The 26,840-nt window shown below is 66.6% G+C and carries 21 protein-coding genes and 1 pseudogene; 13 read left to right on the top strand and 9 right to left on the bottom strand.

Features of this window, described 5'->3' with window-relative positions; translation table 11 throughout:
- Positions 1 to 144: 144 nt before the first annotated feature.
- The 7 genes from ASD71_RS28520 to ASD71_RS00795 form a co-directional block, all read right to left on the bottom strand.
- Positions 145 to 1,941: a methyl-accepting chemotaxis protein gene (locus tag ASD71_RS28520; RefSeq protein WP_056566231.1), complete on the bottom strand. Its 1,797-nt coding sequence runs from the start codon at positions 1,939 to 1,941 to the stop codon at positions 145 to 147.
- A gap of 185 nt (positions 1,942 to 2,126) precedes the next feature.
- Positions 2,127 to 3,074, bottom strand: a complete 948-nt coding sequence (locus ASD71_RS00820; protein ID WP_056558595.1) for a sensor domain-containing diguanylate cyclase — start codon at positions 3,072 to 3,074, stop codon at positions 2,127 to 2,129.
- 186 nt (positions 3,075 to 3,260) lie between these two features.
- On the bottom strand, positions 3,261 to 4,838 hold the full coding sequence (locus ASD71_RS00815) for a serine hydrolase (protein WP_056558592.1): 1,578 nt from the start codon (positions 4,836 to 4,838) through the stop codon (positions 3,261 to 3,263).
- 7 nt (positions 4,839 to 4,845) lie between these two features.
- Positions 4,846 to 6,015: a hypothetical protein gene (locus tag ASD71_RS00810; protein ID WP_235511995.1), complete on the bottom strand. Its 1,170-nt coding sequence runs from the start codon at positions 6,013 to 6,015 to the stop codon at positions 4,846 to 4,848.
- A complete protein-coding gene (gene ampH / locus ASD71_RS00805; protein WP_056558589.1) occupies positions 6,012 to 7,157 on the bottom strand; it encodes a D-alanyl-D-alanine-carboxypeptidase/endopeptidase AmpH in 1,146 nt (381 codons plus the stop codon). Before ampH ends, ASD71_RS00810 begins: the two co-directional genes overlap by 4 nt.
- A gap of 164 nt (positions 7,158 to 7,321) precedes the next feature.
- Positions 7,322 to 8,236 carry a GAF domain-containing DNA-binding protein gene (locus ASD71_RS00800; RefSeq protein ID WP_235511994.1) on the bottom strand — a complete coding sequence of 305 codons (915 nt, stop codon included), beginning with the start codon at positions 8,234 to 8,236 and terminating at the stop codon, positions 7,322 to 7,324.
- Between the two features lie 885 nt (positions 8,237 to 9,121).
- On the bottom strand, positions 9,122 to 10,123 hold the full coding sequence (locus ASD71_RS00795) for a LacI family DNA-binding transcriptional regulator (RefSeq protein ID WP_056566223.1): 1,002 nt from the start codon (positions 10,121 to 10,123) through the stop codon (positions 9,122 to 9,124).
- 238 nt (positions 10,124 to 10,361) lie between these two features.
- Between ASD71_RS00795 and ASD71_RS00790 the strand changes: the two genes are divergently transcribed.
- The 7 genes and pseudogenes from ASD71_RS00790 (at position 10,362) to ASD71_RS00765 (ending at position 17,386) form a co-directional block, all read left to right on the top strand.
- The gene (locus ASD71_RS00790) at positions 10,362 to 11,504 is read left to right on the top strand and encodes a mandelate racemase/muconate lactonizing enzyme family protein (protein ID WP_056558587.1); all 1,143 of its coding nucleotides are present in this window, start codon (positions 10,362 to 10,364) and stop codon (positions 11,502 to 11,504) included.
- An 81-nt stretch (positions 11,505 to 11,585) separates the two neighbouring features.
- Positions 11,586 to 12,548: a tripartite tricarboxylate transporter substrate binding protein gene (locus ASD71_RS00785; protein WP_056558584.1), complete on the top strand. Its 963-nt coding sequence runs from the start codon at positions 11,586 to 11,588 to the stop codon at positions 12,546 to 12,548.
- Positions 12,549 to 12,595: 47 nt separating this feature from the next.
- A pseudogene (locus tag ASD71_RS27385) lies at positions 12,596 to 12,775 on the top strand (cation:proton antiporter); the annotation flags it as partial.
- Positions 12,776 to 12,997: 222 nt separating this feature from the next.
- Positions 12,998 to 14,143: a muconate/chloromuconate family cycloisomerase gene (locus ASD71_RS00780; RefSeq protein ID WP_056558582.1), complete on the top strand. Its 1,146-nt coding sequence runs from the start codon at positions 12,998 to 13,000 to the stop codon at positions 14,141 to 14,143.
- A gap of 87 nt (positions 14,144 to 14,230) precedes the next feature.
- Complete coding sequence (catA, locus tag ASD71_RS00775; RefSeq protein WP_056558579.1) at positions 14,231 to 15,166, top strand: catechol 1,2-dioxygenase; 936 nt, start codon at positions 14,231 to 14,233, stop codon at positions 15,164 to 15,166.
- A 129-nt stretch (positions 15,167 to 15,295) separates the two neighbouring features.
- Positions 15,296 to 16,594 (top strand): MFS transporter, encoded by a 1,299-nt coding sequence (locus ASD71_RS00770; RefSeq protein ID WP_056558576.1) that lies wholly within the window; start codon positions 15,296 to 15,298, stop codon positions 16,592 to 16,594.
- 12 nt (positions 16,595 to 16,606) lie between these two features.
- On the top strand, positions 16,607 to 17,386 hold the full coding sequence (locus ASD71_RS00765; RefSeq protein WP_056558573.1) for a 1,6-dihydroxycyclohexa-2,4-diene-1-carboxylate dehydrogenase: 780 nt from the start codon (positions 16,607 to 16,609) through the stop codon (positions 17,384 to 17,386).
- Between the two features lie 106 nt (positions 17,387 to 17,492).
- On the opposite strand, the gene ASD71_RS00760 is transcribed toward ASD71_RS00765, so the two are convergent.
- Positions 17,493 to 17,936, bottom strand: a complete 444-nt coding sequence (locus ASD71_RS00760) for a response regulator (protein ID WP_235511993.1) — start codon at positions 17,934 to 17,936, stop codon at positions 17,493 to 17,495.
- A 312-nt stretch (positions 17,937 to 18,248) separates the two neighbouring features.
- Here ASD71_RS00760 and ASD71_RS00755 point away from each other — a divergent pair, with 312 nt between their 5' ends.
- From ASD71_RS00755 to ASD71_RS00740, 4 genes are read left to right on the top strand one after another with little or no spacing between them, the layout of a single operon-like run.
- On the top strand, positions 18,249 to 21,671 hold the full coding sequence (locus ASD71_RS00755) for a response regulator (RefSeq protein ID WP_056558568.1): 3,423 nt from the start codon (positions 18,249 to 18,251) through the stop codon (positions 21,669 to 21,671).
- A 33-nt stretch (positions 21,672 to 21,704) separates the two neighbouring features.
- Entirely contained in the window at positions 21,705 to 22,544 is an 840-nt protein-coding gene (locus tag ASD71_RS00750) for a protein-glutamate O-methyltransferase CheR (RefSeq protein ID WP_056558565.1), read from the top strand.
- Between the two features lie 29 nt (positions 22,545 to 22,573).
- The gene (locus ASD71_RS00745; protein WP_056558562.1) at positions 22,574 to 23,188 is read left to right on the top strand and encodes a chemotaxis protein CheB; all 615 of its coding nucleotides are present in this window, start codon (positions 22,574 to 22,576) and stop codon (positions 23,186 to 23,188) included.
- A 20-nt stretch (positions 23,189 to 23,208) separates the two neighbouring features.
- Entirely contained in the window at positions 23,209 to 24,384 is a 1,176-nt protein-coding gene (locus ASD71_RS00740; protein ID WP_056558559.1) for a hybrid sensor histidine kinase/response regulator, read from the top strand.
- Between the two features lie 46 nt (positions 24,385 to 24,430).
- Here the strand turns inward: ASD71_RS00740 and ASD71_RS00735 are convergent, their stop codons facing one another.
- On the bottom strand, positions 24,431 to 25,081 hold the full coding sequence (locus tag ASD71_RS00735) for an NTP transferase domain-containing protein (RefSeq protein ID WP_235511992.1): 651 nt from the start codon (positions 25,079 to 25,081) through the stop codon (positions 24,431 to 24,433).
- Between the two features lie 175 nt (positions 25,082 to 25,256).
- Here ASD71_RS00735 and paoA point away from each other — a divergent pair, with 175 nt between their 5' ends.
- Positions 25,257 to 25,892 (top strand): aldehyde dehydrogenase iron-sulfur subunit PaoA, encoded by a 636-nt coding sequence (paoA, locus tag ASD71_RS00730; RefSeq protein ID WP_056558557.1) that lies wholly within the window; start codon positions 25,257 to 25,259, stop codon positions 25,890 to 25,892.
- Positions 25,889 to 26,839: a xanthine dehydrogenase family protein subunit M gene (locus tag ASD71_RS00725; RefSeq protein ID WP_056558555.1), complete on the top strand. Its 951-nt coding sequence runs from the start codon at positions 25,889 to 25,891 to the stop codon at positions 26,837 to 26,839. Before paoA ends, ASD71_RS00725 begins: the two co-directional genes overlap by 4 nt.
- The last annotated feature ends 1 nt before the right edge of the window (position 26,840 follow it).

Below are 26,840 nucleotides of genomic sequence, written 5' to 3'. Positions count from 1 at the left end.
CAGGGCGAGGTCGCTTCGATTTGCAACGTGGCGATACGCGGTTGGGCGCTAAGCGCGGCACGCCGCCAATCGGTAGCGAAGCGCTACTGAGGGTGCGTCAATGACGTACCAACCATCAGTTCGACCCCCGGCGCGCCACGGCGATCAGAAGCTTTCCCAATCATCATTCGACTGCGCGGGCTTGTGGTCGCCGGGCACGCGCAGCGGGCTCTTGGATTGCGGGGCGGGCTTGGCTTGGGCGCGGCGAGTGTCCGCCGGCTTGGCGGCTGCCGGCCGGGTAGACGCCGGCTTGGCCAGCGCGCGTTGCGGCTTTGCGGGCTGTGGCGCTGCCGGCTGCACCTCGCGCACCTGAGCAACCTGCGGCTGCGCCACGAAACGCGGCGCGTCGTCTTCAGCAAGACGGAAGACGCTGACCAGCTTCACCAGCGTGGCAGCCTGCGAATTCAAGCTGTGCGCGGCGGCGGCCGATTCCTCCACCAGCGCGGCGTTTTGCTGCGTGGTCTGGTCGAGCTGGTTGATGGCGTCGCCCACTTGCGAGATGCCTTGTCCCTGCTCGTGCGCGGCGGCGCCGATTTCGGCGATCAGGTCGGCAACACGGCGCACCTGCGTCACGATGTCGTTCATGGTGCTGCCGGCTTCGCCGACCAGGTTCGAACCGGCTTCGACGTTGCCCACGCTGTCGCTGATCAGCTGCTTGATTTCCTTGGCGGCGCTGGCGCTGCGTTGGGCCAGCGCGCGCACTTCGCTCGCCACGACCGCAAAGCCGCGGCCCTGTTCGCCCGCACGGGCCGCTTCGACGGCGGCGTTCAGGGCGAGGATGTTGGTCTGGAACGCGATGGAGTCGATGACGGCGATGATGTCGACGATCTTGCGTGAGCTGGCCGAGATGGCATCCATGGTGCTGACCACGTTGCCGACCACTTCGCCGCCGCGCGCGGCGGCTTCGCTGGCCGAGCCGGCCAGGCTGCCGGCCATCTGCACGGATTCCAGGTTCTGCTTTACCGCCGAGTTCATCTCTTCCATCGAGGCCGCCGTCTCTTCGACGTTGGCGGCCTGTTCTTCGGTGCGCTGGCTGAGGTCGGCGTTGCCGGACGAGATCTGCGTGGCGCCCGTGGCGATGGACTCGCTGGACTGGCGCACCTGGCTCACCAGTTGCGCCAGGTTCGCGCGCATGGCGTCCATGTTGGCCAGCACGCTGGTCTGATCGCCTTCACGGCGTTGCACGCGCACGGCCAGATTGCCCTTTGCGACTTCCTGGGCGATCTGCGCGGCGTAGGCGGGTTCGCCACCCAGGCGGCGCATGACGGAGCGCACGAGGCCCAGACCCAGGATGCTGCCGATCAGCGCGCACAGCACGATCAGCGCGGTCAGCGTCCAGAACGTGCGTTCGACCGCCGCGGCCGCGTCTTCGGTGTCGAGGCGGGCCAGTTCTTCCTGGCGCTTGGCCGCTTCCATCAGGATGTTGCGCGCGGCGACATGCAGCTCGGCCGAGTCCTTGTGCAGCACGGTCATCGCGGTCGGATCGTTGCGGTCGGCCAGACCCTTCACGTCGTTGACGGCCGCCTTGTAGCGGGTCCAGGTGTCGGCCAGCTTGCCGCCGAGCGCGCGCAGGGCGGGGTCCTGCTCCTGCTGCAGACGGTCACGCGCCTGCAACACGGATTTTTCGGATTCTTCGTTCAGACGCAGCTCGTTCTGGCGGCCTTGCGGGTCGGTGTTCCAGATATAGACATACATGCGCCGGAAGTGCGTGGCGCCTTGGCGGGCGGCGTCGACGACGACGCGCAGCGGCATGACGGTTTCCGTGTACATGGCGCGCTGCTTCTGGCTGATGCTCCAGAGCTGCTGCATGGCGATGGCGCCAACGGCCACCAGCATCACGATGAAGAACAGTACCAGTGCGGTCAGGCTGCTCCGGAGAGAGAGATTTCTGAGTTTGGACATGATGGGCACGCGACGGGGGCGCGGAATGCGCCCTCCACCCGGGCACTACAGCACATTATGTTGCGGTGCAATACGGGGAACTGCGGGCGAAAAAGGCGGGTCGGCGGTGTTGGCCGGCTGCCTGTTCCGATATGCGGGATTTTTCGCGGCGGGTGACCGGACGCGGCCGCGTTCCCAGGAGGACGCTACGCGCCCAACTGCACATGCTCCACGCGGTTGCGCCCGTTGTTCTTGGCCAGGTACAACTGCTGATCCGCCGCCTTGATGAGGCTGCCGCGCGCATGCTGGTCATCCGGCACCACCGTGCTCGCACCCACACTGACCGTGACGCGCCGGCCGTGCGGCGACAGCGCGTGCACGATGGATTTCTTCTGGAGCTGTCGCTGGCATCGTTCGGCGACTTTGCGGGCCACCTCGGCATCGGCCTCGGGCAGGAGCACGACGAATTCTTCGCCGCCGTAGCGGGCAACCAGATCGCGCGGGCCATCGAGCGCCAGGCTCAGCGTCTCGGCGATCTCGATCAGGCACTTGTCGCCCTGGGTGTGGCCATACAGGTCGTTGTATTGCTTGAAGAAGTCGACGTCGAAGAGCAAGACCGACAAGGGCTGGCGCTCGCTGCGGGCGCGCTCCCATTCCAGTTCGAAACTGCTGTCGAAGCGCCGCCGGTTGGCGATATTGGTCAGGCCGTCCTTGAAGGACAGCACCTCCAGTTCTTTCTGTAGGCTGAGCAGTTTTTCTTCGGTCTTTTTGCGCTCGGTGATGTCGAACATGAAGCCGATCAGGGCCTCGGGTTCGCCGCTTTCCGTGCGCACGACGTGAACCACATCGCGGATCCACACGTAGCCGTTGTCCTTGGTCAGCGCGCGGTAGTCCGCTTCGTGGTCGACGCCGGCCTGGGATTGCGAGACGCAGAAGTTCACGACGTACTCGCGGTCCTCGGGGTGCATGCGCATGGCCCAGTCTTCGACGGTGACCCAGCTATCCGTGCGCCAGCCCAGCAGCGCCTCGATCTGGGGGCCGATATAGGCGAACTTCATCGTGGCCCAGTCGATCTTCCAGGGAATCGCCTTGGTCGATTCCAGCAAAGTCCTGTACACCGCGTTGTCGTTGAGAAGCGTACTGTCGTCGGCCATGCTCAATCCTTTCGGGATCCCGAGGAACGAGCACTGTAGCCCGAAGCGGGGGCGACGGGAACCTGCTCGACGACAGTTTGCGGTCAGGTTGACTAGAACGGCACCGCCAGCTTCAAGGACCCCGAATCGCCGCAAATCCGCCTTTAGTCGTAGATGCGTCCGGCGCGCCTCGCGGGCAGGGGGGCGCTATTTCCGGACCCAGTGCCCCAGCCCGCTGTCGTTGTAGTACTTGATGTCAAAGCCCTGGGCCTGCCCTTTGTCCATCTTGAAGACGATGGATGCCCGCGACGCGATCATTTCGGCTTCGCCGGCCGGCGAAAACGCGAACGTGTCGCCGTCCCAGTGGCGCACGGGAAAGCGCATGTCCCTGGGGCCCAGCACCAGCGTCAGCGCGCCGTAGGCTTCTTCGATCCGGGCGGGGCCGTAGTAAGGGTTGTCGAACGTGCCGGTGTACTGCGACAACGCCTTGGGTGCCGCGGGCTTGGCGGGATCGGGCTTTCCGGTCAGGTCCGCCTGCGGTTCGAACAGCTTCTTCATGGCGCCGTGGTACGCCGCATACCAGTCGCGCGTGGACTTGCCGTACAACGCCGTGTCGGTGAACGTGGCCACCACGGCTTCCGCCGCGCCGACCGGGGCGCCATTGGTCAGCACGACGATGCCGATGCCTGCGGAGGGCACGATGCGGAAGGTGGTTCCCGTGCCCACCAGGAAGGCGCCGGAATGCCCCATCGCAGGGCGTCCGCCGGTTTCGGTGTTGACGTTGAAGCCATAGCCGTAGAAGCCGGAACGCGACTTCAGATCGGGCGCGGGGGCGCTGAAGGCCTGCGGCGACAGCGCGGGCAGCAGCGCGCCGGGCGCGGCCAGCGGTTTGCCCTGATGTTGGCCATCAGCCAGCAGCAGTTTCAGCCACTGCGCCAGATCCACCACCGTGGAGGACACGCCGCCCGCGGGCGCCTGCGCATCGGCGTTGCGCTTGCCCGCCTGCACGAAGTGGCCATTCTGGTAGGCGTGCAACAAGGCGCGGTTGGCGTGCGATTCGAAGTCCGCATAGCGGTAACTGGTCGACGCCATGCCCAGCGGCTTGAAGAGCTGTTCGTCGGCCAGCTGCTCCCACGGGCGTCCTGCTGCACGGGCGATGGCCTCGGCGCCGATCGTGGTGCTGAAGTTGGCGTAGTGGTAGGAGGTGCGGAAGGGGGTGAGCGGCAAGAGGCGCAGGCGCGCGATGACGTCATTGCGGGAAAAGCCCAGATCTTCCAGATCGTCGCCCGCCGTGGGCGGCAGCCCGGTGCGGTGCGCAAAGAAATCGCCGATGGTGGCGTGCTCGGACACATAGGCGTTGCTGAGCGCAAAGCCGGGCAGATGACGCGATGCGGGGTCGTCCCACGTGGCCTTGCGCTGGGTGATCTCGATGGCGGCGACCGTTGCCGACAGCGACTTGGAAATGGACGCGATCTGGAACACGGTGTTGGCATCCACCGGCGCCTGTTTGCCCACTTCGCGCGTGCCGTAGCCTTGCGTCAGCACCGTCTTGCCATCGATGACAACCGCCACGGCCAGGCCCGGCACCTGGCTGCGTTCCATGATGTCCTTGATGACGCCGGGCAGTTCCGCGACGGCGCGCTCGCGGCTGCCGGCCGGTATGGCGACCGCGTCAGCCGGCGGGTAGTCGGCGGGGGTAATCGGCACGGGCTGCGACCAGGCTGACGTGACGCCGCCCAGGGCAAGAACGATCGTTGCGGTGATGCGCGTGGTTGTGCTGTGCATGTTGGCCTCAGAATCCTGCTTGGTAAGCGATGCGAAAGACGCCCTGGTTGAGGCGCAGGGCCTGGTCGCGCTGGTGCGTGATCCCGGCCTGCACGATCAACCCCACGGGCGTGACGTAGGTGACTGCGCCCGATACTCCCCAATCCGTACTGTCCAGCAGGCCATGCCGGGCCAGCGTCTGGCCGCCGCCGGTCAGCTTGCGCACGGCGGCCGTTGCGGTGATCTGCCAGCGGTCTCGAGACAACGACACCGAGGTTACGCCATTGCCGTTGGAAACCGGCGCGCCACGAAAGGCGCTGGAATACGTAGCCTCGTTGAACCAGTTCAGGTTCCATGCGTTGCCCAGCGGCGTGTCGTAACTGAGGCGGGCCGACATCGTGTTGGCGCTTTTGCCCTGATCCGGATCCAGGTGCAGCCGGCCCGCGTCCACCCCGCCCGATATGCCGGGCAAGCCGGGCAGGTCGCGGAAGTCGTACGAAAGGATGAACGACTTGAACTGGTCGCTGAATCTTGGCGGCTCGTCGGGACCGAGCAGGCCGCCGTCCAGGCTGAACCTGCGGTTCATGGCGGTGTTGTCGCGCTTGAATAGCAGGGCGGCCACGGAATGCGTGCCGCGGCCCGACGTGCCCAGGGTGTAGCGTCCGCCCACGCCGATCGATCCGCGAAATTCCGAGTTCTCGTTAAAGCCCGAGTACAGGCCGTCCACCACGTGCCAGGCGTCGCCAAAGCCCAGGTCCATCTTGCCGCCGTACAGCGCGTAGTTGTCGGCGGTGTAGGCCGCGAACAGGTTGTCCAGGTTCACGCCCAGATCGGAGAACGCGTTGTCCTTGGTGTCGTTGGTGGACGAGTTGAACGTGGCCTTGGTGCGGATCGAGAACTCGCGCGTCAGTTGCAGCACCAGCGCGGCCTCGGCGGTGGGCTGCACGCTGCTCCAGTGCGAGCGCGGAAGCTGGCCGTTGTCGTCGTGCACGCCGAAAAAGCCGGTGTAGCCGGTCATCAGCAGAAACCTGCCGTTCAGGCGCGGATACGACTCATCGCCGTCGGCCAGATCGCTGTAGGGCGTGAGGAAGATCTCGGTCTTGAAGATGTCTCTTGCCTCTTGCGCCGACGCGCCGTGCGCGGCCGCGGCAAGCAGCGCCGCCGCGGCCTGGCGCCGCGCACGATGCAGACGCCTCACCGCGCCAGCTCAGCTGCCAGTTCGCGCACCTGCGCATGGATGTTGTTGAACATCCCGAAATTCACGCGGCTGGCGACGACGAACACGCCCAGGTCGCGGTTGGGTGACAGCACCACGTACGACATGAAGCCGCCAATGCCGCCGCTCTTGCCCAGCAGCAGTGGCGTGCCGTTGCGCGGCAGGGTGACCACCCATCCCAGTCCCATGCCGTCGGCGTCCGTGACCTCGGTGCCCACAACGGATTTAAGCCCGTCGTACGGCAGCCACATCGTGTGCGCCAGCAGGGCGTTCTCGCGGGCCTGCTGGGCGCCATCCAGATGCCAGCGCATCCAGTGCACCATGTCGTCGGCCGTGGCGTACACGCCGGCGCTGGCATACATGATGTCGGGCGCCACGGCATTGGGGTCGGGCTTGTCGAAGGGATCGAGGCCCGTCATCAGGCGCTTTTTCTGTGCTTCGTTCAGCACGTTGGTGGCATCGGTCATGCCGGCGGGCTTGAAGACCTCGTTGGCAAGCACGGTCGAGTAGTCCGCGCCGCCGGCCTTGGCCAGCGCGTCGCCCAGCAGGCCATAGCCCAGGTTGGAATACAGTGTCGTGGTGCCGGGCGCGTAGGCGGGCTTGTGGCTGCCCATCCACTTCCAGTAATAGGCGCGGTCGAAGGCGGCAAACGGATTGTCGGAGGGCTTGGCGTCGGGGTTGGGCAGTTCGCGCGGCAGGCCTGCGGAATGCGTCGCCAGGTCCAGCAGCGTGATCGGGCGGCCGTTGGCGTCGACCTTGGCGTTGTCGGGTGCGTACTTCGACAGGGGATCGGTCAGCTTGAGCTTGCCCTTGGCTGCCAGCGACGCCAGCACGTCGCCCGCGAACACCTTGGACACCGACGCAATCCGGAAGATGGACTGGCCGTCGGGTTCGATGCCGCTGCCCGGCGCGGTTTCGCCGTAACCCTGGACCACCACCTCATTGCCGCGGACCGCCGCGATGATGAGGCCCGGCGCGCCGCCGTTCAGATACATCTGCATGCCGGCCATGGACACGGCATCCTGCAAGGCCAGGTCGGCGGCCTGGGCCTGGCCTGCGCCCAGTGCGCAGGCGGCGCTCAGGGCAAGAACGGGGATGCGCGGGAGAAGGCGGGACGTCAGCATGCGGATCTCTCTGAAGACGGCGAGGAACGGGTGTCCCTCCGCATGCCGCGATGATCCCAAAATCCCGGTGCGTAGCCACCAGCGTCAGGACGAAACAACATCCCGGCGTGATGAATGGCATATTGGCTGGCGTTTCTGCTGGCGTTTCTGCCGGCGGTCCGGGCTCAGATTCCCATGCGTTCGCGCAGCGGCTTGCGGTACGCGCGGGACACCGGCCACGCGTCGTCCACGGCCCGCATCCGGATCTGCCACCGGTCGACGCTTCTGCGGTCCACGTCCATGACATGCAACGCGTTGGCAATGGCGGTGCGGTGAACGCGGAAGAACGTCTTCTCGGGCAATAGCGTCGACCAGACGCCGAGCGCGCGCGAGTCCAGCACCATCGAGCCGTCGTCCAGCCAGATTTCGCTATAGTTTCCCGCCGAGCGCACGCCCACGATGGCTTCCGGCTGAACGCCCCGGACCACGCCGCGCATGCTCAGGTAGACGACCGATGCAGCGGGGTTGCCCAGCGGCGCCCGCGTGCGGCCGCTTCCGTATTTGGCTTGTCCGATCAGGTTGGCGCATTGGTACAGCGCGCCGACCTCGCTGGCGGACCAGCGCCGGTGCCGCGCGGTAGTGTCGAAACCGATGATGCCTTGCAGCTTGCCGTCATGGCAGACCGGCACGCTGAGCACGCTCTTGTTGCCCTGGCGCTGGAATTCGGCCTGGATGGCGCGCGCGGTGCGCGGCAGGTCGTTGACGTCGTGGATGGCGACCGCCTGGCCTTTGACCATGAACCGGTGCAGCCAGGCGATCAGCGTGGTCGGCACGTCCTGCAGTTCGGCGACGAACGGTTCGGTCTGGCCGCGGCACCACTCGTGGGTATTGCGCAGCCGCAGCATGTCGGGGCGGTATTCGATCATCCACGCCCGGTCGATGTCCGAGGTTTCGCCCATGTACGCAAGCTGCGCCGAGATCGCATCGTCCGCGGGCAGCTTGAGCAGGCTCATCGCGCAGTGATAGAGCCAGTCCGACGTCGGGTTGGGGTTGAGCAGGGTGACGGGGTGAGTCTGGTACTGGCCAACATCATCCTTCACGGGCGGTTCCTTCTGAGGCGGCAGGGCGCTTCGGGACGCGCTGTCGAACGCGCGCGGCTCGGCGGGATTTTCCTACCGGCGGCGCGGTCTGACAACCGCCTGTTGCGATAGGCGGCCAGCCAGGTGTCTGACACCCTCCGGAGACGATAGTCAGCTTGCGGCACCGTCTCAACGGGTGTCAGACACCTTTTCATGTTGCAGCGGACGTGTGCGTCGGTTCGCGTTCGACGATCCGCCGCCAGGTGTCTGACACCCTCCGGAGACGATCGTCAGCGTGCCGCACCGTCTCAACGGGTGTCAGACACCTTTTCAAGTTGCAGCGGACGTGCCCGTCGNCGCCAGGTGTCTGACACCCTCCGGAGACGATCGTCAGCGTGCCGCACCGTCTCAACGGGTGTCAGACACCTTTTCAAGTTGCAGCGGACGTGCCCGTCGGTTCGCGTCCGACGATCCGCCGCTAGGTGTCTGACACCCTCCGGAGACGATCGTCAGCGTGCCGCACCGTCTCAACGGGTGTCAGACACCTTTTCAAGTTGCAGCGGACGTGCCCGTCGATTCGCGTTCGACGATCCGCCGCCAGGTGTCTGACACCCTCCGAAGAGGATCGTCAGCTTGCGGCACCGTCTCAACGGGTGTCAGACACCTTTTCAAGTTGCAGCGGACGTGCCCGTCGGTTCGCGTTCGACGATCCGCCGCCAGGTGTCTGACACCCTCCGGAGAGGATCGTCAGCGTGCCGCACCGTCTCAACGAGTGTCAGACACCTTTTCAAGTTGCAGCGGACGTGCCCGTCGGTTCGCGTTCGACGATCCGCCGCTAGGTGTCTGACACCCTCTGGGGAGGATCGTCAGCGTGCCGCACCGTCTCAACAGGTGTCAGACACCTTTTCAAGTTGCAGCGGACGTGCCCGTCGATTCGCGTTCGACGATCCGGAATCCCACGTCGATGACGGGCTCTGGTGGAGCCTCGCCGCGGCAACGCGCCATCAGCACGTGCGCGGCCTGGGTGCCGATGTCTGCGCCGTCGATCTGCACGGTGGTCAGCGACGGCGCCAGGTGCGCGGCGAAGTCGGCCCCGCCGAATCCACAGACCGCCAGGTCTTGCGGCACGCGCAGGCCGCGCACGCGTGCCTCGGTCAGCACGCCTTCGGCCAGCGCGTCGGCGCTACAGAAAATCGCCTGCAGGCCGGGCGACCTATCGAACAGTTCGGCGGCGGCGCGCCGGCCGGACGCCACGTTGCTGGGCGCCGGGACGACCGCCGTGGGCACGTCATGGCCCAGGGTTTCCAGGAAGGCCGCCCGGCGCACCGCGGCGCGCTGGTCGTCGCCGGTGGCCAGGCCCACGTTGCGCCACCCCTTGGACAGGAAGAATTCGGCGACGGCGCTGCCCACCTGCCGATGCGAGAAGCCGACCAACATGTCGAGGGGGCGCTCGGTCAGGTCCCAAGTCTCGACAACCGGGATGCCGATCTCCCGCAGGCGGTGCGCGGCGGGGATGTCGCTCAACAGACCGGCAACGACCACGCCGTCCACGCGCCGTCCCGCCATGGCGTTGAGCAAGGCTTCCTCGCGGCCGCGGTCATAGCCCATCTGCCCGAGGATGAGCTGGTAGCCCTCGCGGTCGAGTTCGGCAGTCAGCGCTTCGATGGTGGGCAGGAACTGCGGGACCGAGATGATGGGCACCAGCGCCGCCACGGTGCGGCTGCGCCGCGACTTCAGACCGCCCGCCAGCAAATTGGGGATGTACCCCGTTTCCGCAACGGCCTGCTGGACGCGCGCGATGGTGGCCTCGGAAACGCGGCCCGGGTTGCCGAGGGCGCGCGACGCAGTGATGAGCGACACGCCGGCCGCGCGGGCGACGTCATGCAAGGTGATGGATTTGGGCTTCATGGAACCGGAAAGTGCGGGTTTGTACGGATCGCGTGCTGGCTTGCCGCGCGTTGTGGACAACGTTATCATGAACCTCAGCTGCAACGTTTTCCTCACGCCGCCAGCCAGGCTCCGCATAACCGGCGCTTTTTATTTGGTCGCAAATGACAACGTTGTCCATTCGTCGGCGTGACCCTTCATGACGTGACGATTCTTTCGCTTGGTCCATGCAGGACCGCCTAAATACCCGGAGACTTCCATGACCGCCACTTCCCACGCCGACCGCATCGCCTGGTTGCGCATCTCGTCGTGCTATCTGCCGCTGGCCACCCCGATCAGCGACGCCAAGGTGCTGACGGGCCGGCAAAAGCCGATGACCGAGGTCGCGATGCTGTTTGTCGAGGTGCAGACGGAAAACGGCGACGAGGGCATCGGCCTTAGCTACTCCAAGCGCGCCGGCGGCCCGGGGCAATTTGCCCACGCCAAGGAAATCGCGCCCGTCCTGATCGGCGAAGACCCCAGCGACATCGGCCGGCTCTGGACCAAGCTGTGCTGGGCCGGCGCGTCCGTGGGCCGCAGCGGCTTGTCGACCCAGGCCATCGCCGCCTTCGACGTGGCGCTGTACGACCTGAAGGCCCGCCGCGCCAACCTGCCGCTTGCCAAGCTGCTGGGCGCCTATCGCGATTCGGTCGCTTGCTACAACACGTCCGGCGGCTTTTTGCACACGCCGCTCGAGCAACTGCTGGTCAACGCCAGCGCGTCGCGCGAACGCGGCATTGGCGGCATCAAGCTGAAGGTCGGCCAGCCCGACCGGCAACTGGACATCCGGCGTGTCGAAGCCGTGCGCAAACACCTGGGCGACGACGTGCCGCTGATGGTCGATGCCAATCAGCAGTGGGACCGCCCGACTGCGCAGCGCATGTGCCGCATCTTTGAACAGTTCAATCTGGTGTGGATCGAGGAGCCGCTGGACGCCTACGACCACGAAGGCCACGCCGCGCTTGCCGCCCAGTTCGACACGCCGATCGCCACCGGCGAAATGCTGACCAGCGCGGCCGAGCACAGCGAGCTGATCCGCCACCGCGCCGCCGATTACGTGCAGCCCGACGCGCCGCGCGTGGGCGGCATCACGCCGTTCCTGAAGATCCTTTCGCAAGCGGAGCAGGCTGGCGCGATGCTGGCGCCGCACTTTGCGATGGAACTGCACGTGCACTTGGCCGCCGCCTATCCGACCGAACCGTGGGTCGAGCATTTCGACTGGCTGGAACCGCTTTTCAATGAGCGGCTCGAGATCCGCGACGGCCGCATGCTGGTGCCGAACCGCCCGGGCCTGGGCATCTCGCTCAGCGATCAGGCGCGCGCGTGGACGCGCGACACGGTCGAGGTCGGCAAGCGGAACTGACCCATTCCGGTCCCGCCGTCTTGCGGCGGGACCACATGCACCACCAACGGCGCGACAGACGCCAATCCAAAGGAGACTCGCATGAAAAAATGGTTCACCACGCTTGCGCTCGGCCTGGCCGTCACGGCATCGGCCCAGGCGCAGAACTGGCCCGCCAAACCCGTCACGATGCTGGTGCCGTTTCCGCCGGGCGGTTCGACCGACCTGATCGCCCGGACGGTTGCGCCCAAGCTGCAGGACAAGTTTGGCGGCACCTTCGTGATCGAGAACAAGCCCGGTGCGGGCGGCACGCTGGGCGCGGGACAAGCCAAGCGCGCCGCGCCCGACGGCTACACGGTGCTGGTGTCGTCGCTGGGCCCCTTCGTGATCGGCCCGCACCTCGTCAAAGAGCCGGGCTACGACGCGCTCAAGGACTTCGAATACATCACGGTGGCCGTGCAGGCGCCGAACGTGCTGGTGGTCAACGCGAATTCGCAGCTTCGCGACATGAAGGGCGTGCTGGATTACCTGAAGTCCAACCCGGGCCGCATGACGTTTTCCTCGGCGGGCAACGGCACTTCGGATCACCTGACCGCGGAACTCTTCTGGCAGGAGACCGGCACGCAGGCCACTCATGTGCCATACAAGGGCGGCGCACCGGCCATCGTGGATCTGCTGGGCGGCCAGGTCGACGCCAGTTTCAGCAACATCAACACGTGCCTCACGCACATCCAGTCGGGCAAGCTGCGCGCCATCGCGGTGACGAGCGCAAAGCGTTCGCCCCTGCTGCCCGACGTGCCCACCATGGAAGAGCTGGGTCTGAAGGGCGTGACCGTGACGTCGTGGCAGGCGTTTGCCGGGCCGAAGGGCATGCCTGCCGACATCCGCGACAAGCTGCGCGCCGGCATCGCCGACGCGCTGAATGACCCGTCGGTGAAACCGCGCCTGCTGGAACTGGGCTTTGAGGTCGTCGGCAACACGCCGGCAGAATTCACCAAATTCCAGGCCGAGGAATTTGCCCGCTGGAAGAAGGTGATCGAAGTGGGCAAGATCACGGCGAATTGATTGCGCGCCCCTTTGAGCCAAGGTCACGTCGATCCGCGGGCATTCGCGTCCCGTTGCTCGTGGCGTTCGCCATCGCCGCCATCGTGTCGCCGACGGACCCGGTGGCGGTCGAAGCGATCTCGCGGCGCGTCCACATCCCGCGCCGCATGATGGCCATCCTGGAAGGCGAGGCGCTGTTCCACGACGCCAGTGGCCTGGTGGCGTTTCGCTTTGCGGTTGCGGCTGCTGGACCTGCACGAAGCGCACCTGCGGTAGCGCGCGCGTGCACGCTTTCAACGTCTAATCCTGCGGACAGACCCGGAAAGTATCGAAAAACGAGCGCCGCTTGTTGGGGCAAGGCGAAAACATTTATGCTTTAAAGGTATCAATTCGGATTCCCAAAGTATTGGACGCGAAAAGTCGCGGGGTCTTATAAACGCCTCGTGACCATCCTTTACGCAACGCCGTCCATGTCCGCAGCCACCATCCAACGCATCGAAACCTGTCTCGTCGACCTTCCCACCATCCGTCCGCACAAGCTGTCGGTGGCCACGATGTATGGCCAGACGCTGATGCTGGTGAAGGTGTATTGCAGCGACGGCGTGGTGGGGATCGGCGAGGGCACCACCATCGCCGGCATGGCGTATGGGCCGGAAAGCCCCGAGGCCATGAAGCTGTCTATCGACGCTTATTTCGCGCCCGCGATGATCGGCCAGGACGCGACGCGCGTGCAGGCGTTGATGGCGCATCTGGGCAAGCTGGTCAAGGTGAACCACTTTGCCAAAAGCGCGCTGGAAACTGCGCTGCTGGATGCGCACGGCAAGCGTCTGGGTGTGCCCGTCAGCGAACTGCTGGGCGGCCGGCGCCGGGATCGCGTGCCGGTGGCCTGGACACTGGCGTCGGGCGACACGGATCGCGACATTGCCGAGGCCGAGCAGATGCTGCAAGAGCGCCGCCATCGCATCTTCAAGCTGAAGATCGGCGCCCGGGACCCGAAGGTCGATATCGCGCACGTGGCTGCGATCAAGCGCGCGCTGGGCGACCGCGGGGCGGTGCGCGTGGACGTGAACATGGCGTGGAGCGAGACGCAGGCGGCGTGGGCGATTCCGGCGTTGGCAGAAGCCGGTTGCGAGCTGGTGGAGCAGCCGGTGGCCAGCGCCGCGGCGCTGGCGCGGCTGATGCGCCGGTTTTCGGTGGCGTTGATGGCCGATGAGGTGTTGCAAGGTCCGGACACGGCGTTCGAGATCGCGCGGCAGCACGGCGCGGATGTCTTTGCCATCAAGATCGAGCAGAATGGCGGCCTTTTTGCCGCGCAGCGCGTGGCGGCGATTGCCGATGCGGCGGGCATCGAACTCTATGGCGGCACGATGCTGGAGGGCGCGGTCAGCACGGTCGCGTCGGCTCACCTGTTTGCCAGCTTTGCGCATCTGCAATGGGGCACGGAGCTGTTCGGTCCCTTGCTGATCACCGAGGAAATCCTTGCGCAGCCGCTGGACTACAGCGACTTCGAATTGACCGTGCCCGTCGGCCCGGGGCTCGGTATCGAGCTCGACGATGCCCGCGTCAAGCGCTTTACGCGCGACGGGCTGATCAAGGTCACGGACAAGAGACACTGAAAAAGAGGCGATGCGGCGGCAGGCAACGCCGCATTGCCCGTACCCACACACCGTACCCATACAAATAGACAACCCCTGGAGACAGACATGAGCCTCGACGTATTCAACACCCCGGAAGTGCAAGACCTGCTGAAGGCCGCGACCAACATTGCAGGCAGCGAGGGCAACCCGCGCTTCAAGCAGATCCTGAACCGCCTGTTGAGCGATCTTTTCAATGCCATCGACGACCTGGACATCACGCCCGACGAGGTGTGGGCCGGCGTCAACTACCTCAACCAGCTTGGCCGCGACGGCGAGGCCGCGCTGCTGGCCGCCGGGTTGGGGCTGGAGAAATTTCTGGACGTGCGCATGGACCACGAGGACAAGCTGGCCGGCCTGGACGGCGGCACGCCGCGCACCATCGAAGGCCCGCTGTATGTCGCAGGCGCGCCCGTCCTGGACGGCGTTGCCCGCATCGATCTCGATCCGGACGCGGACGCCGGCCCGCTGGTGATCCGCGGCGTTGTGCGCGATACGAGCGGCGCGCCGCTGGCCAATGCGGTGGTGGAGTGCTGGCATGCCAACTCCAAGGGCTTCTATTCGCACTTCGACCCGACGGGCGCGCAGACCGACTTCAACCTGCGCGGCGCGGTCCGCACCGACTCGGAAGGCAAGTATGAGTTCCGCACGCTGATGCCCGTCGGTTATGGCTGTCCGCCGCAGGGCGCCACGCAGCAGCTGCTGGACGCGCTGGGCCGTCATGGCAACCGCCCGGCGCACGTGCACCTTTTTGTCAGCGCGGACCAGCACCGCAAGCTGACGACGCAATTCAACATCGAGGGCGATCCCCTCATCTGGGACGATTTCGCTTACGCCACCCGCGAAGCGCTGATCCCGCCGGTGACCGACAAGACGGGCGGCGCCGAGCTGGGCTTGAAGACCGACGCGTACAAGGAAATCGAATTCGACGTCGTGCTGACCGGCCTGCTGCAAGGCAAGGACAACCAGGTCGTCAATCGCCTGCGCGCTTCCGCCCAGGCCTGAACCCGGCAGGCATCGCCACCGCGCGATGCCGCCACCCGATACCCATACCGATAACGGGCTCCGCGCGAGCCCGGGGAGACTCTCATGGCCTCAACAATCTCCATCCCGAGCCTGATCGATCAGGAACGGATGGGCGCCTTTCAATGGCGCGTCCTGATCCTGTGTTTTCTGATCGCGCTGTTTGATGGCTTCGACACGCAGGCAATGGCGTTCACCGGGCCCGCGATCCTGACGGCATTCAAGCTGCAGGCCGGCGACCTTGCGCCGATCTTGACGGCCGGCATCGTCGGCATGACGGTGGGCGCCATGTCGTTGGGCCTGGTTGGCGACCGTATCGGCCGCCGTCCCGCCGCGCTGATCGGCGTGGCCGTCTTCGGGCTGGCGACGCTGTTGACGGCCGCCGCGACGGAGACGTGGCAGATCCTGGCGCTGCGGTTCATCGCGGGGCTGGGCATGGGCGGCTGCACGCCGATCGTGCTGGCGCTGGCGGCGGAATACGCGCCGGCGCGCCATCGAGGCGCGGTGATCACCGGCGTGCTGCTGGGCCTGCCGGCGGGCGCCATGCTGGGTGGCCTGCTGGCCGCGAAAATGCTGCCCGTGATCGGATGGCAAGGCATCTTCATCGTGGGCGGGGTGGCGCCGCTGTTGCTGCTGGCGGCGCTGGTGGTGCTGCTGCCCGAGTCGCTGCAGTTCAAGGCCATGCGCGGCGACGCGGCGGGGCAGGGGTATGTCGCCCGCATCCTCGCGAAGATCTCGCGCCAGCCGCTGCCGGCCGGCATACGCTTCACGGTGCCGGAAGACGCGACCATCCGCGCCAGCGTCAAAGCGCTTTTTACCGACGGCTATGCGCGCAAGACGCTGGCGATCTGGTCGGTGTACCTGCTGAACTGGGTGGCGTGGTTCATGCTGCTGTCGTGGCTGCCCACGGTGCTGAAGGCCGCGGGCCTGCCGGCCGACCAGGCGCCGATGGGCACGTTCACCGTGAATCTCGTGTTCATCGTGTGCGCCTTCCCGTTGTCGTACCTGATGCCGCGCGTGTCGACGCGGACGCTGCTGATCGCGATGTTCGCGCTGGGCATCGCGGTGTCGCTGGGGTTGGGGTACGCGGGAACGGACTGGACGCTCGTGTTCATTCTGATTGGCGCTGCGGGCCTGGGCATCGGTGGCCAGCAGCTGGCGCTGAACTACCTGGTCATCGGCGCGTATCCGACGGCGCTGCGCGCCACGGCGACGGGCTGGTCCATCGGCGTTGGCCGCGCGGGCGCCATCATCGGCTCGGCCATCGGCGGCAGCTTCCTCGGCTGGTTCGGCCCGTCGGGCTTCTTCATGGTGCTGGCCGTGCCGCTGGCGGGGGCGCTGCTTGCCGTGCTGGCTGTGGACAACAAGTCGTCGCAACCCGCGCCGGGCGAGCTGTCGCGCGCACATTGATCGGGAGGTTGCATGAATCGCTTTGACAATCAGATCGCGCTGGTCACCGGCGCCGCCCAGGGCGTCGGCCGCGCCACCGCCAAACGCCTGGCCGCCGAAGGCGCTGCGGTCGTGCTGGTCGATCGCGCCGCGGAACTGGGCGAGGCCGTGGCCCGCGAGATTCGCGAGGCGGGCGGGCAGGCGTCGTTCATCGACGCCGATCTCGAAACCCATGCGGGCGCGCAGCGGATGGTGCAGTACACGCTGGACACGCACGGCCGTATCGACGTGTCCGTGCACAACGTGGGCGGCACGATCTGGATGAAGCCATTCTGGGAATACACGCCGGACGAGATGCAGCGCGAGGTGAACCGGTCGCTCTGGCCGACGCTGTGGTCGTGCCGCGAGGTGATCCCGGTGATGAGAAAGCAAGGCCGCGGCGCCATCGTCAACGTGGGCTCAAACGCCACGCGAGGCATCTACCGCGTGCCGTACTCCGCCTCCAAGGGCGGCGTCCACGCGGCCACCGTCTGCATGGCGCTGGAACTGGCCGAATCCGGCGTGCGCGTCAATTGCGTGGCGCCGGGCGCCCTGGACAACGGCGTGCGCGCCATCCCGCGCAACACCGAAGCCCCCTCCGACCAGGACCGCATCTGGCAAGGCGAGATGTACACGGACTGCCTGGCCGGCACGCCCATGCATCGCATGGGCAGCATGGAAGAGGTGGCGTCGGCCATCTGCTTTATGGCGGCGCCGGAGGCGTCATACATCACGGGGCAAGTGATGTATGTGGCGGGGGGGCATGTGGGGTGAGGAGACGAGGGGTGTCAGACACCCGTTGACGCAAAACGAAAGGCCGCTACCTGATGGCAGCGGCCTTTTCTGTTTGCGGCCGCCCTGCGGCGGGGGCGCGCGACGTTCATGCCGCGCGGGCGAGCGGTGCGGCGCCGATGCGGCTCAGGGAGCCGGAAAACGGGCCGGTGCGCGGGCGGGACTGCGGCTGGGGTTCGTGGATCAGGCCGCGCACGGCTTTGAGCACGTCGTCCGGGCTGGCCGGTTTGCGCATCAGCATCGCGCGGCCCGCGCAGGCTTCCAGGATTTCATGTTCGGGACGGCCGCTCAGCACCAGCACAGGCGTTTCGTGCAGATAGGCGTTATCCCGCATGGCGGTCAGGAGGGCGGCGCCGTCCATGCCGGGCATGGACAGATCGGTGATCACGAGGTCGGGGCGCAGGTCGATCATCTGCTGCAGCGCGGTGAGTCCGTCGGTATGCGTCGTGACGTCATAGCCTTCGCTGCTCAGGAACTCGCACATCAGGGCAACCAGCGTGGGCTGGTCGTCCACCAAAAGAATTTTCGTCATTTTTATAGGGTGCCACTGTCGGCGGGAATTCGGTTGTCTGCGCCGCCGGCTGTCCGCCGCTTCAAGCTGGGTGGAGGGCGCGCCGGCCAAGGGCGGCGCGCGGAAAGGCGGTCTGCAGATCGGGAAGCCGAATCCTAGGGCATGCCGCCGCCGCGTTGGTGTAGTAGTTGTATCCAGACGCAACTCCGGACCGTGCATACCTGTATAGTTCGCCCGTGCGAAGGATGGTCCGCAGGCTTCTCCGTCCCTATAATTCTTCGCACTCTGCCTTAGCGCAATCCGCGCGCTTTCCCTGAATTGGTAAACGATCTCATGCTGAAATCGCCGCAGGCGGCCAGTCGTCTGGCCTTTCCCCGCACTCTGATGGCCGGATTCATCCTGGCCGCGGTGGCCACGCTGGTCATCGCCTTTGTCAACGTTCGCTCCGCGGACACGCGCACGCGTGCCGTCCAGTCCATGGACCGCGCGACCGAGTCGCTGCGCCAGCTCAGCCTGTTCAATTCGGCCCTGAAAGATGCCGAGATCGGGCAAAGGGGTTACCTGCTGACGGGCGACACCGCCTATCTGGAACCCTACGTGCGTTCGGTGCCGCTTATCGAGCAGCGCCTGGCCGTGGTGCAGGAATTCGCGCAGCAGGACGCCACGCAACGCCGGATTGCCAATGACATTGCGGGCATCACGAAGCAAAAGCTTACGGAGTTGAACAACACCGTCGAGATGCGCCGGGCGGGAGACGTCGAAGGCGCGCTGGCGGTGGTGAGGACCGATTCGGGCAAGGAGGCGATGGACCGCCTGCGCGATCTGGTCGGCGAACTCTATACGTCGCAGATGAGCCGGGTCGAGCAGGAGCGCGACGCCTGGAGCGATGCGGCCACGACCTCGACCTACTATTCCTGGGGCGGCGCTCTGGTGTTGCTGGTCCTGATCTTTGCGTCGGCCCTGATGAACATCCGCGAGTACCGCGCCAAGGCGCGGCAGGCCTGGGTGACGACGGGCCTGTCGGGCCTGAGCCTGCGGCTGCGGGGCGACCATCGCTTGGACGAGATTGGCAGGCGCGCCCTGGACTACCTGGCCGAATACCTGAATGCCAGCGTCGGCGCGGGCTACGTGGTCAATGGCGAAGAACTCGAGCTGTTCGGCGGCTATGCGGTGCCGCCCGAAAGGCTGCCCCAGAAGATTCCCACGGCGCAAGGCCTCGTCGGCCAGGCGGCCGTGTCGCGCAAGCTGCTGCACGTGCGCAACGTACCCGCCGGCCACCTGGAAGTCTCGTCCGCCACGGGCCGCTCGAATCCGGTCGAACTGGTGGTCGCGCCCGCCATGCAATACGAGCGCGTGTACGCCGTGATCGAGCTGGGCTTCAACCATCCGGTCAGCGAGGGCGAACGCAGCCTGCTCGAAGGCGCATCGGAAATGCTTGCGTCCGCGATCCGGGCCGGCATGGACCGCACGCGGCTGGAGTCGCTGCTGGCGGAAACGCAGCGCCAGTCCGAAGAGCTGCAGACCCAGCAGGAAGAGCTGCGCGTCAGCAACGAGGAACTGGAGCAGCAGAGCCGTATCCTGCAGGAATCGCAGGCGCGCATGGAACTGCAGCAGACCGAGCTGGAGCAGACCAACGTCAATCTGGAATCGCAGACCGAACAGTTGCTGCGGGTGCAAAGCGCGCTGACCGACAAGGCGCGTCTGCTGACGCAAGCCAGCCAATACAAGAGCGAATTCCTGGCCAACATGAGCCACGAGCTGCGCACGCCGCTCAATTCCACGCTGATCCTGGCCAAGCTGCTGTCCGACAACAAGCCGGGCAACCTGTCCGTCGAGCAGGTGAAGTACGCGCAGACCATTCATGCGGCCGGACGCGACCTGCTGGCGCTGATCAACGACATCCTGGACCTGGCCAAGATCGAGGCAGGCCAGACGACGGTCGAAGTCGACGACGTGGCCGTGATCCCGGCGCTGCAGCGTCTGCTGGAACCGCTGCGGCCGCTGGCCCAGGAAAAGGGCCTGGCGCTGGAGCTGGACATCGCGCGCGACGTGCCCGATTCCCTGCGGACCGATCCGCAGCGGCTGGGCCAGGTGCTCAAGAACCTGCTGTCCAACGCGATCAAGTTCACCGAGCAGGGTTTCGTGGCGCTGCGCGTGACGCGCGCGCCGGGCCGCATGCTGTCGTTTGCGGTGCACGACACCGGCATCGGCGTGGCCGCCGACCAGCACGAACTGATTTTCGAGGCATTCCGCCAGGCCGACGGCAGCTCGCACCGCAAGCACGGCGGCACCGGGCTGGGCCTGTCGATTTCGCGCGACCTGGCCAAGCTGCTGGGCGGCACGCTGTCGCTGGTCAGCACGCCGGGGCAGGGCAGCGTGTTCACACTGCTGCTGCCGATGAACCTGCTGGTCGTGTCCACCACGCCGGCTCCGCGCGAGCGCACCGATGTCCCTGTCACGCTGGCGGGCCCGGGCGGCGCGATTGCCGCGCCGCCCGTCGCGCGTGCAGAACCGGCCACGCTGTCCAAGCCAGCCGAGCCGGCCGAACAGGAACAGGGCGAGACGTTTGCCCGAACCATCCTCGTCATCGAGGACGACGAACGCTTTGCCGCCATCCTGGCCGATCTGGCGCATGAGATGGGCTTTGGCTGCCTGGCCGCGCACACCGCGACCGATGGCCTGGCGCTGGCGGCCCAGCGGCGGCCCGATGCCATCGTGCTGGACGTGAACCTGCCAGACTTCTCCGGCCTGGGCGTGCTCGATCAGCTCAAGCGCAATCCGAACACCCGCCACATCCCGGTGCACATCGTGTCGGTGGCCGACTACGCGCAAGAGGCGCTGGTGCGGGGGGCGGTGGGCTATGCGCTCAAGCCGGTCAAGCGCGAGGAACTGGTTCACGCGCTGCAGCGCCTGGAAGCCAAATTCACGCAGAACGTGCGGCGCGTGCTGGTCGTCGAGGACGACGACCGCCAACGCGACAGCGTGCGCGAACTGCTGGCGCGCGACGACGTCGAGATCGTGCCCGCGGCCAATGCCGGCGACGCCCTGGCGCTGCTGCGCGACACCACCTATGACTGCGTGGTGATGGACCTGAACCTGCCCGACATGAGCGGCTACGAACTCTTGCGCGAAATGGCCGATCAGGACAGCGTGTCGTTCCCGCCCGTGATTGTGTACACCGGCCGCGCGCTGTCGCGCGACGAGGAGCAGCAGCTTCGCCGCTTCTCCAAGTCGATCATCATCAAGGACGCACGCTCGCCGGAGCGCCTGCTGGATGAGGTAACGCTCTTCCTGCACCAGGTGGAAGCCGAGCTGCCGCCTCAGCAGCGCCAGATGCTGGAGCTGGCGCGCAGCCGCGACACCACGCTGGAGGGCCGCACGGTGCTGGTGGTGGAAGACGACGTGCGCAACGTGTTTGCGCTGTCCAGCATCCTGGAGCCCACCGGCCTGCACGTGGAGATTGCGCGCAACGGACGCGAGGCGCTGGAGGCCCTGGGCCGCGCCGGCGTCAATGGCAACCGCGCCGTCGACCTGGTGCTGATGGACATCATGATGCCGGAGATGGATGGCTACACGGCCATGCGCGAGATCCGCGCGCGGCCCGAGTGGCGCCGCCTGCCCATCATCGCCCTGACGGCCAAGGCCATGAAGGACGATCAGGAAAAGTGCCTGGCCGCGGGCGCCAACGACTACATCGCCAAGCCGCTGGACGTCGAGCGCCTGCTGTCGCTCGTGCGCGTCTGGATGCGCAAATAGGCCCGACCGGATCAAGACACAGCGATCACGCCCATGCCCACTCAGAACAAGGCGCACATCGAAGACATCGAGCAGCGGTTGCTGCTCGATGCGATCTATCACCGGTACCACTACGACTTTCGGGAGTATGCGCAGGCCTCGCTGAAACGCCGCCTGCGCACCGCGCTGGGCGAATTCCACTGCAAGACGCTGTCGCAGCTTCAGGACCGCGTGCTGCACGAACCCGCCGTGTTCACGGGCCTGTTGCAGTACCTGACGGTGCAGGTCAGCGACATGTTCCGCGATCCCAGCTACTTCCTGGCGCTGCGCAACGAGGTGGTGCCGATCCTGCGCACCTATCCCTCGATCAAGGTGTGGGTGGCCGGGTGCAGCACGGGCGAGGAAGTCTATTCAATGGCGATCCTGCTGCACGAGGAAGGGCTGCTGGACCGCGCGCTGATCTACGCCACCGACATCAATCCGCATGCGCTGCGCGCGGCCGAGCAGGGCGTTTTCGACCTGGACCGCGCGGCGGCCTTCACGGCCAATCATGCGCAGGCCGGGGGCCGCAATTCGCTGTCGCACTATTACACGGCGCGGTATGGCCGCGTGGTTTTCGACAAGACGCTGCGCGAGCACATGGTGTTCTCCGACCACAGCCTGTCGACCGACAGCGTGTTTGCGGAAGTGCATCTGGTGTCGTGCCGCAACGTGCTCATCTACTTCGAGCGCGCTCTGCAAGACCGGGCGCTGGGCCTCTTTCACGAGGCACTGGTCCATCGCGGATTTCTGGGCCTGGGGTCCAAGGAATCGGTGCGATTCACGGCGCAGGCCGACGGCTTCGACGAATTCGTGATGGCCGATCGCATCTACCGTAAAAAGGCCGACCTGTGACGCCGCGCGGGCCAGATCTGCCGGGTGATGTGCCGGGGGCCGAAGCACTGGGGGCCGCCGCCGTGGACTGCGCCTGGGACGCGATCGTCATCGGCGGTTCGTCGGGCGCCATCGACGCCTTGAGCATTCTGCTGCCCGCGCTTCCCGCAGGCCTGCGGGCCAGCGTGATCGTGGTGCTGCATTTGCCCGCCGACCGCCGCAGCCTGCTGAGCGACATCTTCAGCTATCGCTGCGCATTGCCGGTGCAGGAAGCGCAGGACCAGCAAACGATACAGCCGGGACACGTGTATTTCGGGCCGCCCGGCTACCACCTGCTGGTGGACCGGGGGCCGCGCCTGGCGTTGTCGATCGACCCACCAGTGCATTTTTCGCGGCCATCCATTGATGTGCTGTTCCAGTCCGCCGCCGATTGCTATGGCGAGCGGCTGCTTGGCGTGCTGCTGTCCGGGGCGAACGAGGATGGGGCCGAAGGCCTGGCCGCCATCCATGCCGCCGGCGGCCACGCGCTGGTGCAGGCGCCGGCGTCGGCCGCGGTACCCGCGATGCCCGACGCCGCCCTGGCCCTGGTTCCGGCGGCAAGGGCGCTGACGCCCGACGAAATTGCCGCCGTCTTCGCGCAGTTGCCCACAAGGCGGCTGCCCTGAAACCCAAACGCATTGACACCATGATTTCGACATCAGCCCCTTCCCACGACGACCGCATCAAGTGCCTGCTGGTTGACGACGTTCCGGAAAATCTGATTGCGCTCGAGGCGCTGCTGGCCAGCGACCGTGTCGAGGTGCTGAAGGCCCAATCCGGCCCGCAGGCGCTGGAACTGCTGCTGCGCCACGGCGACGTCGCGCTGGCGCTGTTGGACGTGCAGATGCCCGACATGAACGGCTTTGAACTGGCCGAACTGATCCGCGGCAGTGAGCGCACGCGCCACATTCCGCTGATCTTCATCACCGCCGGCTCGCGGGAACAGAACTGGCAGTTTCGCGGCTACGAAACCGGCGCGGTGGATTTTCTGTACAAGCCCGTCGACCCGTACATGCTGCGCACGAAGGCAAACGTGTTCTTCGAGCTGCACGAGCGCAAGCGCGCGCTGGCGCAGCAGCTGGAAGAGCGCACCGAAGCGCTGCGGGTCAACGAGATGTTCATGGCGGTGCTGAGCCACGATCTGCGCACGCCCCTGCAGGCCATCATCATGGGCGCTACCGTGTTGCAGCGCCAGGGCGACGACGAACGCGTGTCGAACCTGGCGCGGCGAATGCTGCAAAGCAGTGAGCGCATGTCGTGCCTGATCGAAGACCTGCTGGATGTGACGCGCATCCGCCAGGCGGGCGGTCTGACGCTGGCCCCCACCGAACTGGACATGGGGGCGCTGGTCGAGCGGACGCTTGACGAGGTGCGCACCGGCTTTCCCGAGCGCCAGGTGGAATCGGACTGCCGTGGCGACGCGGCCGGTTCATGGGACGGCCAGCGCATTTCGCAGGTGATCGCCAATCTGGTCGGCAACGCCTTGCATCATGGCAGCAAGACCGCCCCGGTTCGGGTCGAGGTCAATGGCGAAGACGCCGGCGAGGTGGTCGTCACCGTTTCCAATGGCGGCTCGATCCCGCCAGAGCTGCTGCCCCACCTGTTCAACCCGTTCCGCAGTGGCGCCCGGCGGCCCGGCGGGCATCACGGGCTGGGCCTGGGACTTTTCATTGCGCAGCAGATCGTGGCGTCGCATGGCGGCTGCATCAGCGCGGACTCGCGCGACGACGTGACGCGTTTCCGCGTGGTCTTGCCGCGGCAGACGGCGGCGGCTGACGCGCCGGTGATCGGACGCTCCATCGGCAACGCCTCGCCCGCATAGCAGGCGCCCCGCTGACGCCGGGCGCCCTTTGCGCTCGGCCGGGCGCTCAGTCCGGTTCGCCGCGACGCCCGGCGGTCATCAGGTCTTCGGGCGTATCCACATCGGCGCACACCCCGGCGTCATCAACCGCGAGCTCGGTCGCACCGTATCGGGCCACCACGGCCCGCGCGCCCACATCGCCCGCCAGCACCGCCAGCGCCGGCCAGATCGTCCGCTGAAAGGCCACCGGATGGCCGCGCTGGCCATTCCATAATGGCGCCACAATTGCATGCTGGCGCGACGCCGCGGCTACCCGAAGGCACGTGTCCGGGCGAATCCAGGGCATGTCTCCCAACGCCACCAGGCAAGCTTCGATGCCGTGATCCGCCGTCTGCATGACGTGGCGCATGGCGGCGGCCAGGCTGTCGCCCATGCCGTCGGCATCGGGATCGGCCACCACCACGTCGCACCCTGCCTGCGCCAGCAGCGCCGCGACGCGTTCGTTGCCGGGGCGGGTGACCGCCACGATGCGCGACACAACGGCCCGCAGCGATGCCACGGCGGCCACCACCACGGGCGTGCCGTCAGGCAGCGGGGCAAGCAGCTTGTCCTGCCCCGCGGCTGCGCCCGCATAGCGCCGGCCGCGTCCGGCAGCAAGCAGGATGCCCATGCAGCGCGCGCGGGCGGCGTTGTCCGGATTGGTTTCGAGATCGAACATTTTCTTGTCAGGAAGACATGGCGGCCGGGCGAGCCGGGTGACTATCATCGGATGACGAAGACGATCTTATCGGGAAACCTTGCCCTCGGGCCACGCTGGCCAGGCACACCATTTGCTGGCAACGGGCGCTGAATGGCAGGCCGCGGCCCGCCAGACGTTCAAAGGAGTTCCACCCTTGGAAAATTCCATCGACATCAAGATATCCCGGCGCAATCTGCTGAAGGCGGGCGCCGCTTCCGCCACCGCCATCGGGACAACCGCCATGTCCGCCACCCAGAACGCCACTCCGGCGCAAGGCATGACCGCATCGTTCACGCTGAATGTGAACGGCAAGTCCCACGAGATGTCCGTGGACCCGCGCACCAGCCTGCTGGATGCGCTGCGCGAGCACCTGCACATGACCGGCACCAAGAAGGGTTGCGATCATGGCCAATGCGGCGCCTGTACGGTGCTGCTGGACGGCAGACGGATCAACGCCTGTCTGACGCTGGCCATCATGCACGATGGCCAGCAGATCACCACGATCGAGGGGCTGGGCACGCCGGGCGCGCTGCATCCGCTGCAGGCCGCGTTCGTCAAACATGACGGTTATCAGTGCGGCTACTGCACGCCGGGGCAGATCTGCTCGGCCGTCGGCATGCTGGACGAGGCTGCAAGCGGGATGCCCAGCCATGTCACCGCGTCACTGAACGAACGCCCGCTGCTGACCCCCGAGGAAATCCGCGAACGCATGAGCGGCAACATCTGCCGCTGCGGGGCGTATTCCAACATCCTCGATGCCATCGAAGACGTTGCGGAGGGCAAGGCATGAGACCCTTCACCTACGAGCGTCCCCGCACCGACGCCGAGGCGGCCGCCAGCGCCGCGCGCGAGCCGCGCACGCGGTTCATCGCGGGCGGCACCAACCTGCTGGACCTGATGAAGATCGAGGTCGAAACGCCCGCCCATCTGGTTGACGTCAACGGCCTGGAATTGGATCGGATCGAACCGTCCGGCGACGGCGGCCTGCGCATCGGCGCGCTGGTGCGCAATGCGGACCTTGCCGCCAACGAAGCCGTGCGCCGCGATTACGAGGTGCTGGCGCGCGCCCTGCTGGCCGGGGCATCGGCGCAGATCCGCAATCGCGCGACGACGGCGGGCAATCTGCTGCAACGCACGCGCTGCCCGTATTTCTACGACACCAATCAGCCCTGCAACAAGCGCGTGCCCGGCAGCGGCTGTTCCGCGATCGGCGGGGTGTCGCGCCAACTGGCGGTGATCGGCGCCAGCGACGCCTGCATCGCCACGCACCCCAGCGACATGGCCGTGGCCATGCGTCTGCTGGACGCCAAGGTCGAGACCGTACGTCCCGATGCCACTCGGCGCGTGATTCCCATTGCCGACTTCCACCGGTTGCCTGGCAATACGCCGCACATCGAGACCAATCTGGAAGCCGGAGAGTTGATCACCGGGGTGGTGTTGCCCAAACCCCTGGGCGGCAAGCATATCTACCGCAAGGTGCGGGACCGCGCGTCGTTCGCTTTTGCGCTGGTGGCGGTGGCCGCCGTGGTGCAGGACGACGGCACCGGCCGCGTGGCGCTGGGCGGCGTGGCGCCAAAGCCGTGGCGCGTGGAGGCGGCGGAAGCGCATCTGCCGGACGGCGCGGCGCGCGTGACCGACGCGCTGCTGGCCGACGCCAAGCCCACGCCGGACAACGGCTTCAAGCTGACGCTGGCCCGGCGCGCGCTGGGCTCCGTCTTGACGGAAGCGAGGACGTGAA

This window comes from Achromobacter sp. Root565, assembly GCF_001427425.1.
GTDB lineage: Bacteria > Pseudomonadota > Gammaproteobacteria > Burkholderiales > Burkholderiaceae_B > Achromobacter > Achromobacter spanius_D.
The sequence above is the reverse complement of the archived record's forward strand: the minus strand, read 5'-3'. Positions and strand labels throughout refer to the sequence as shown.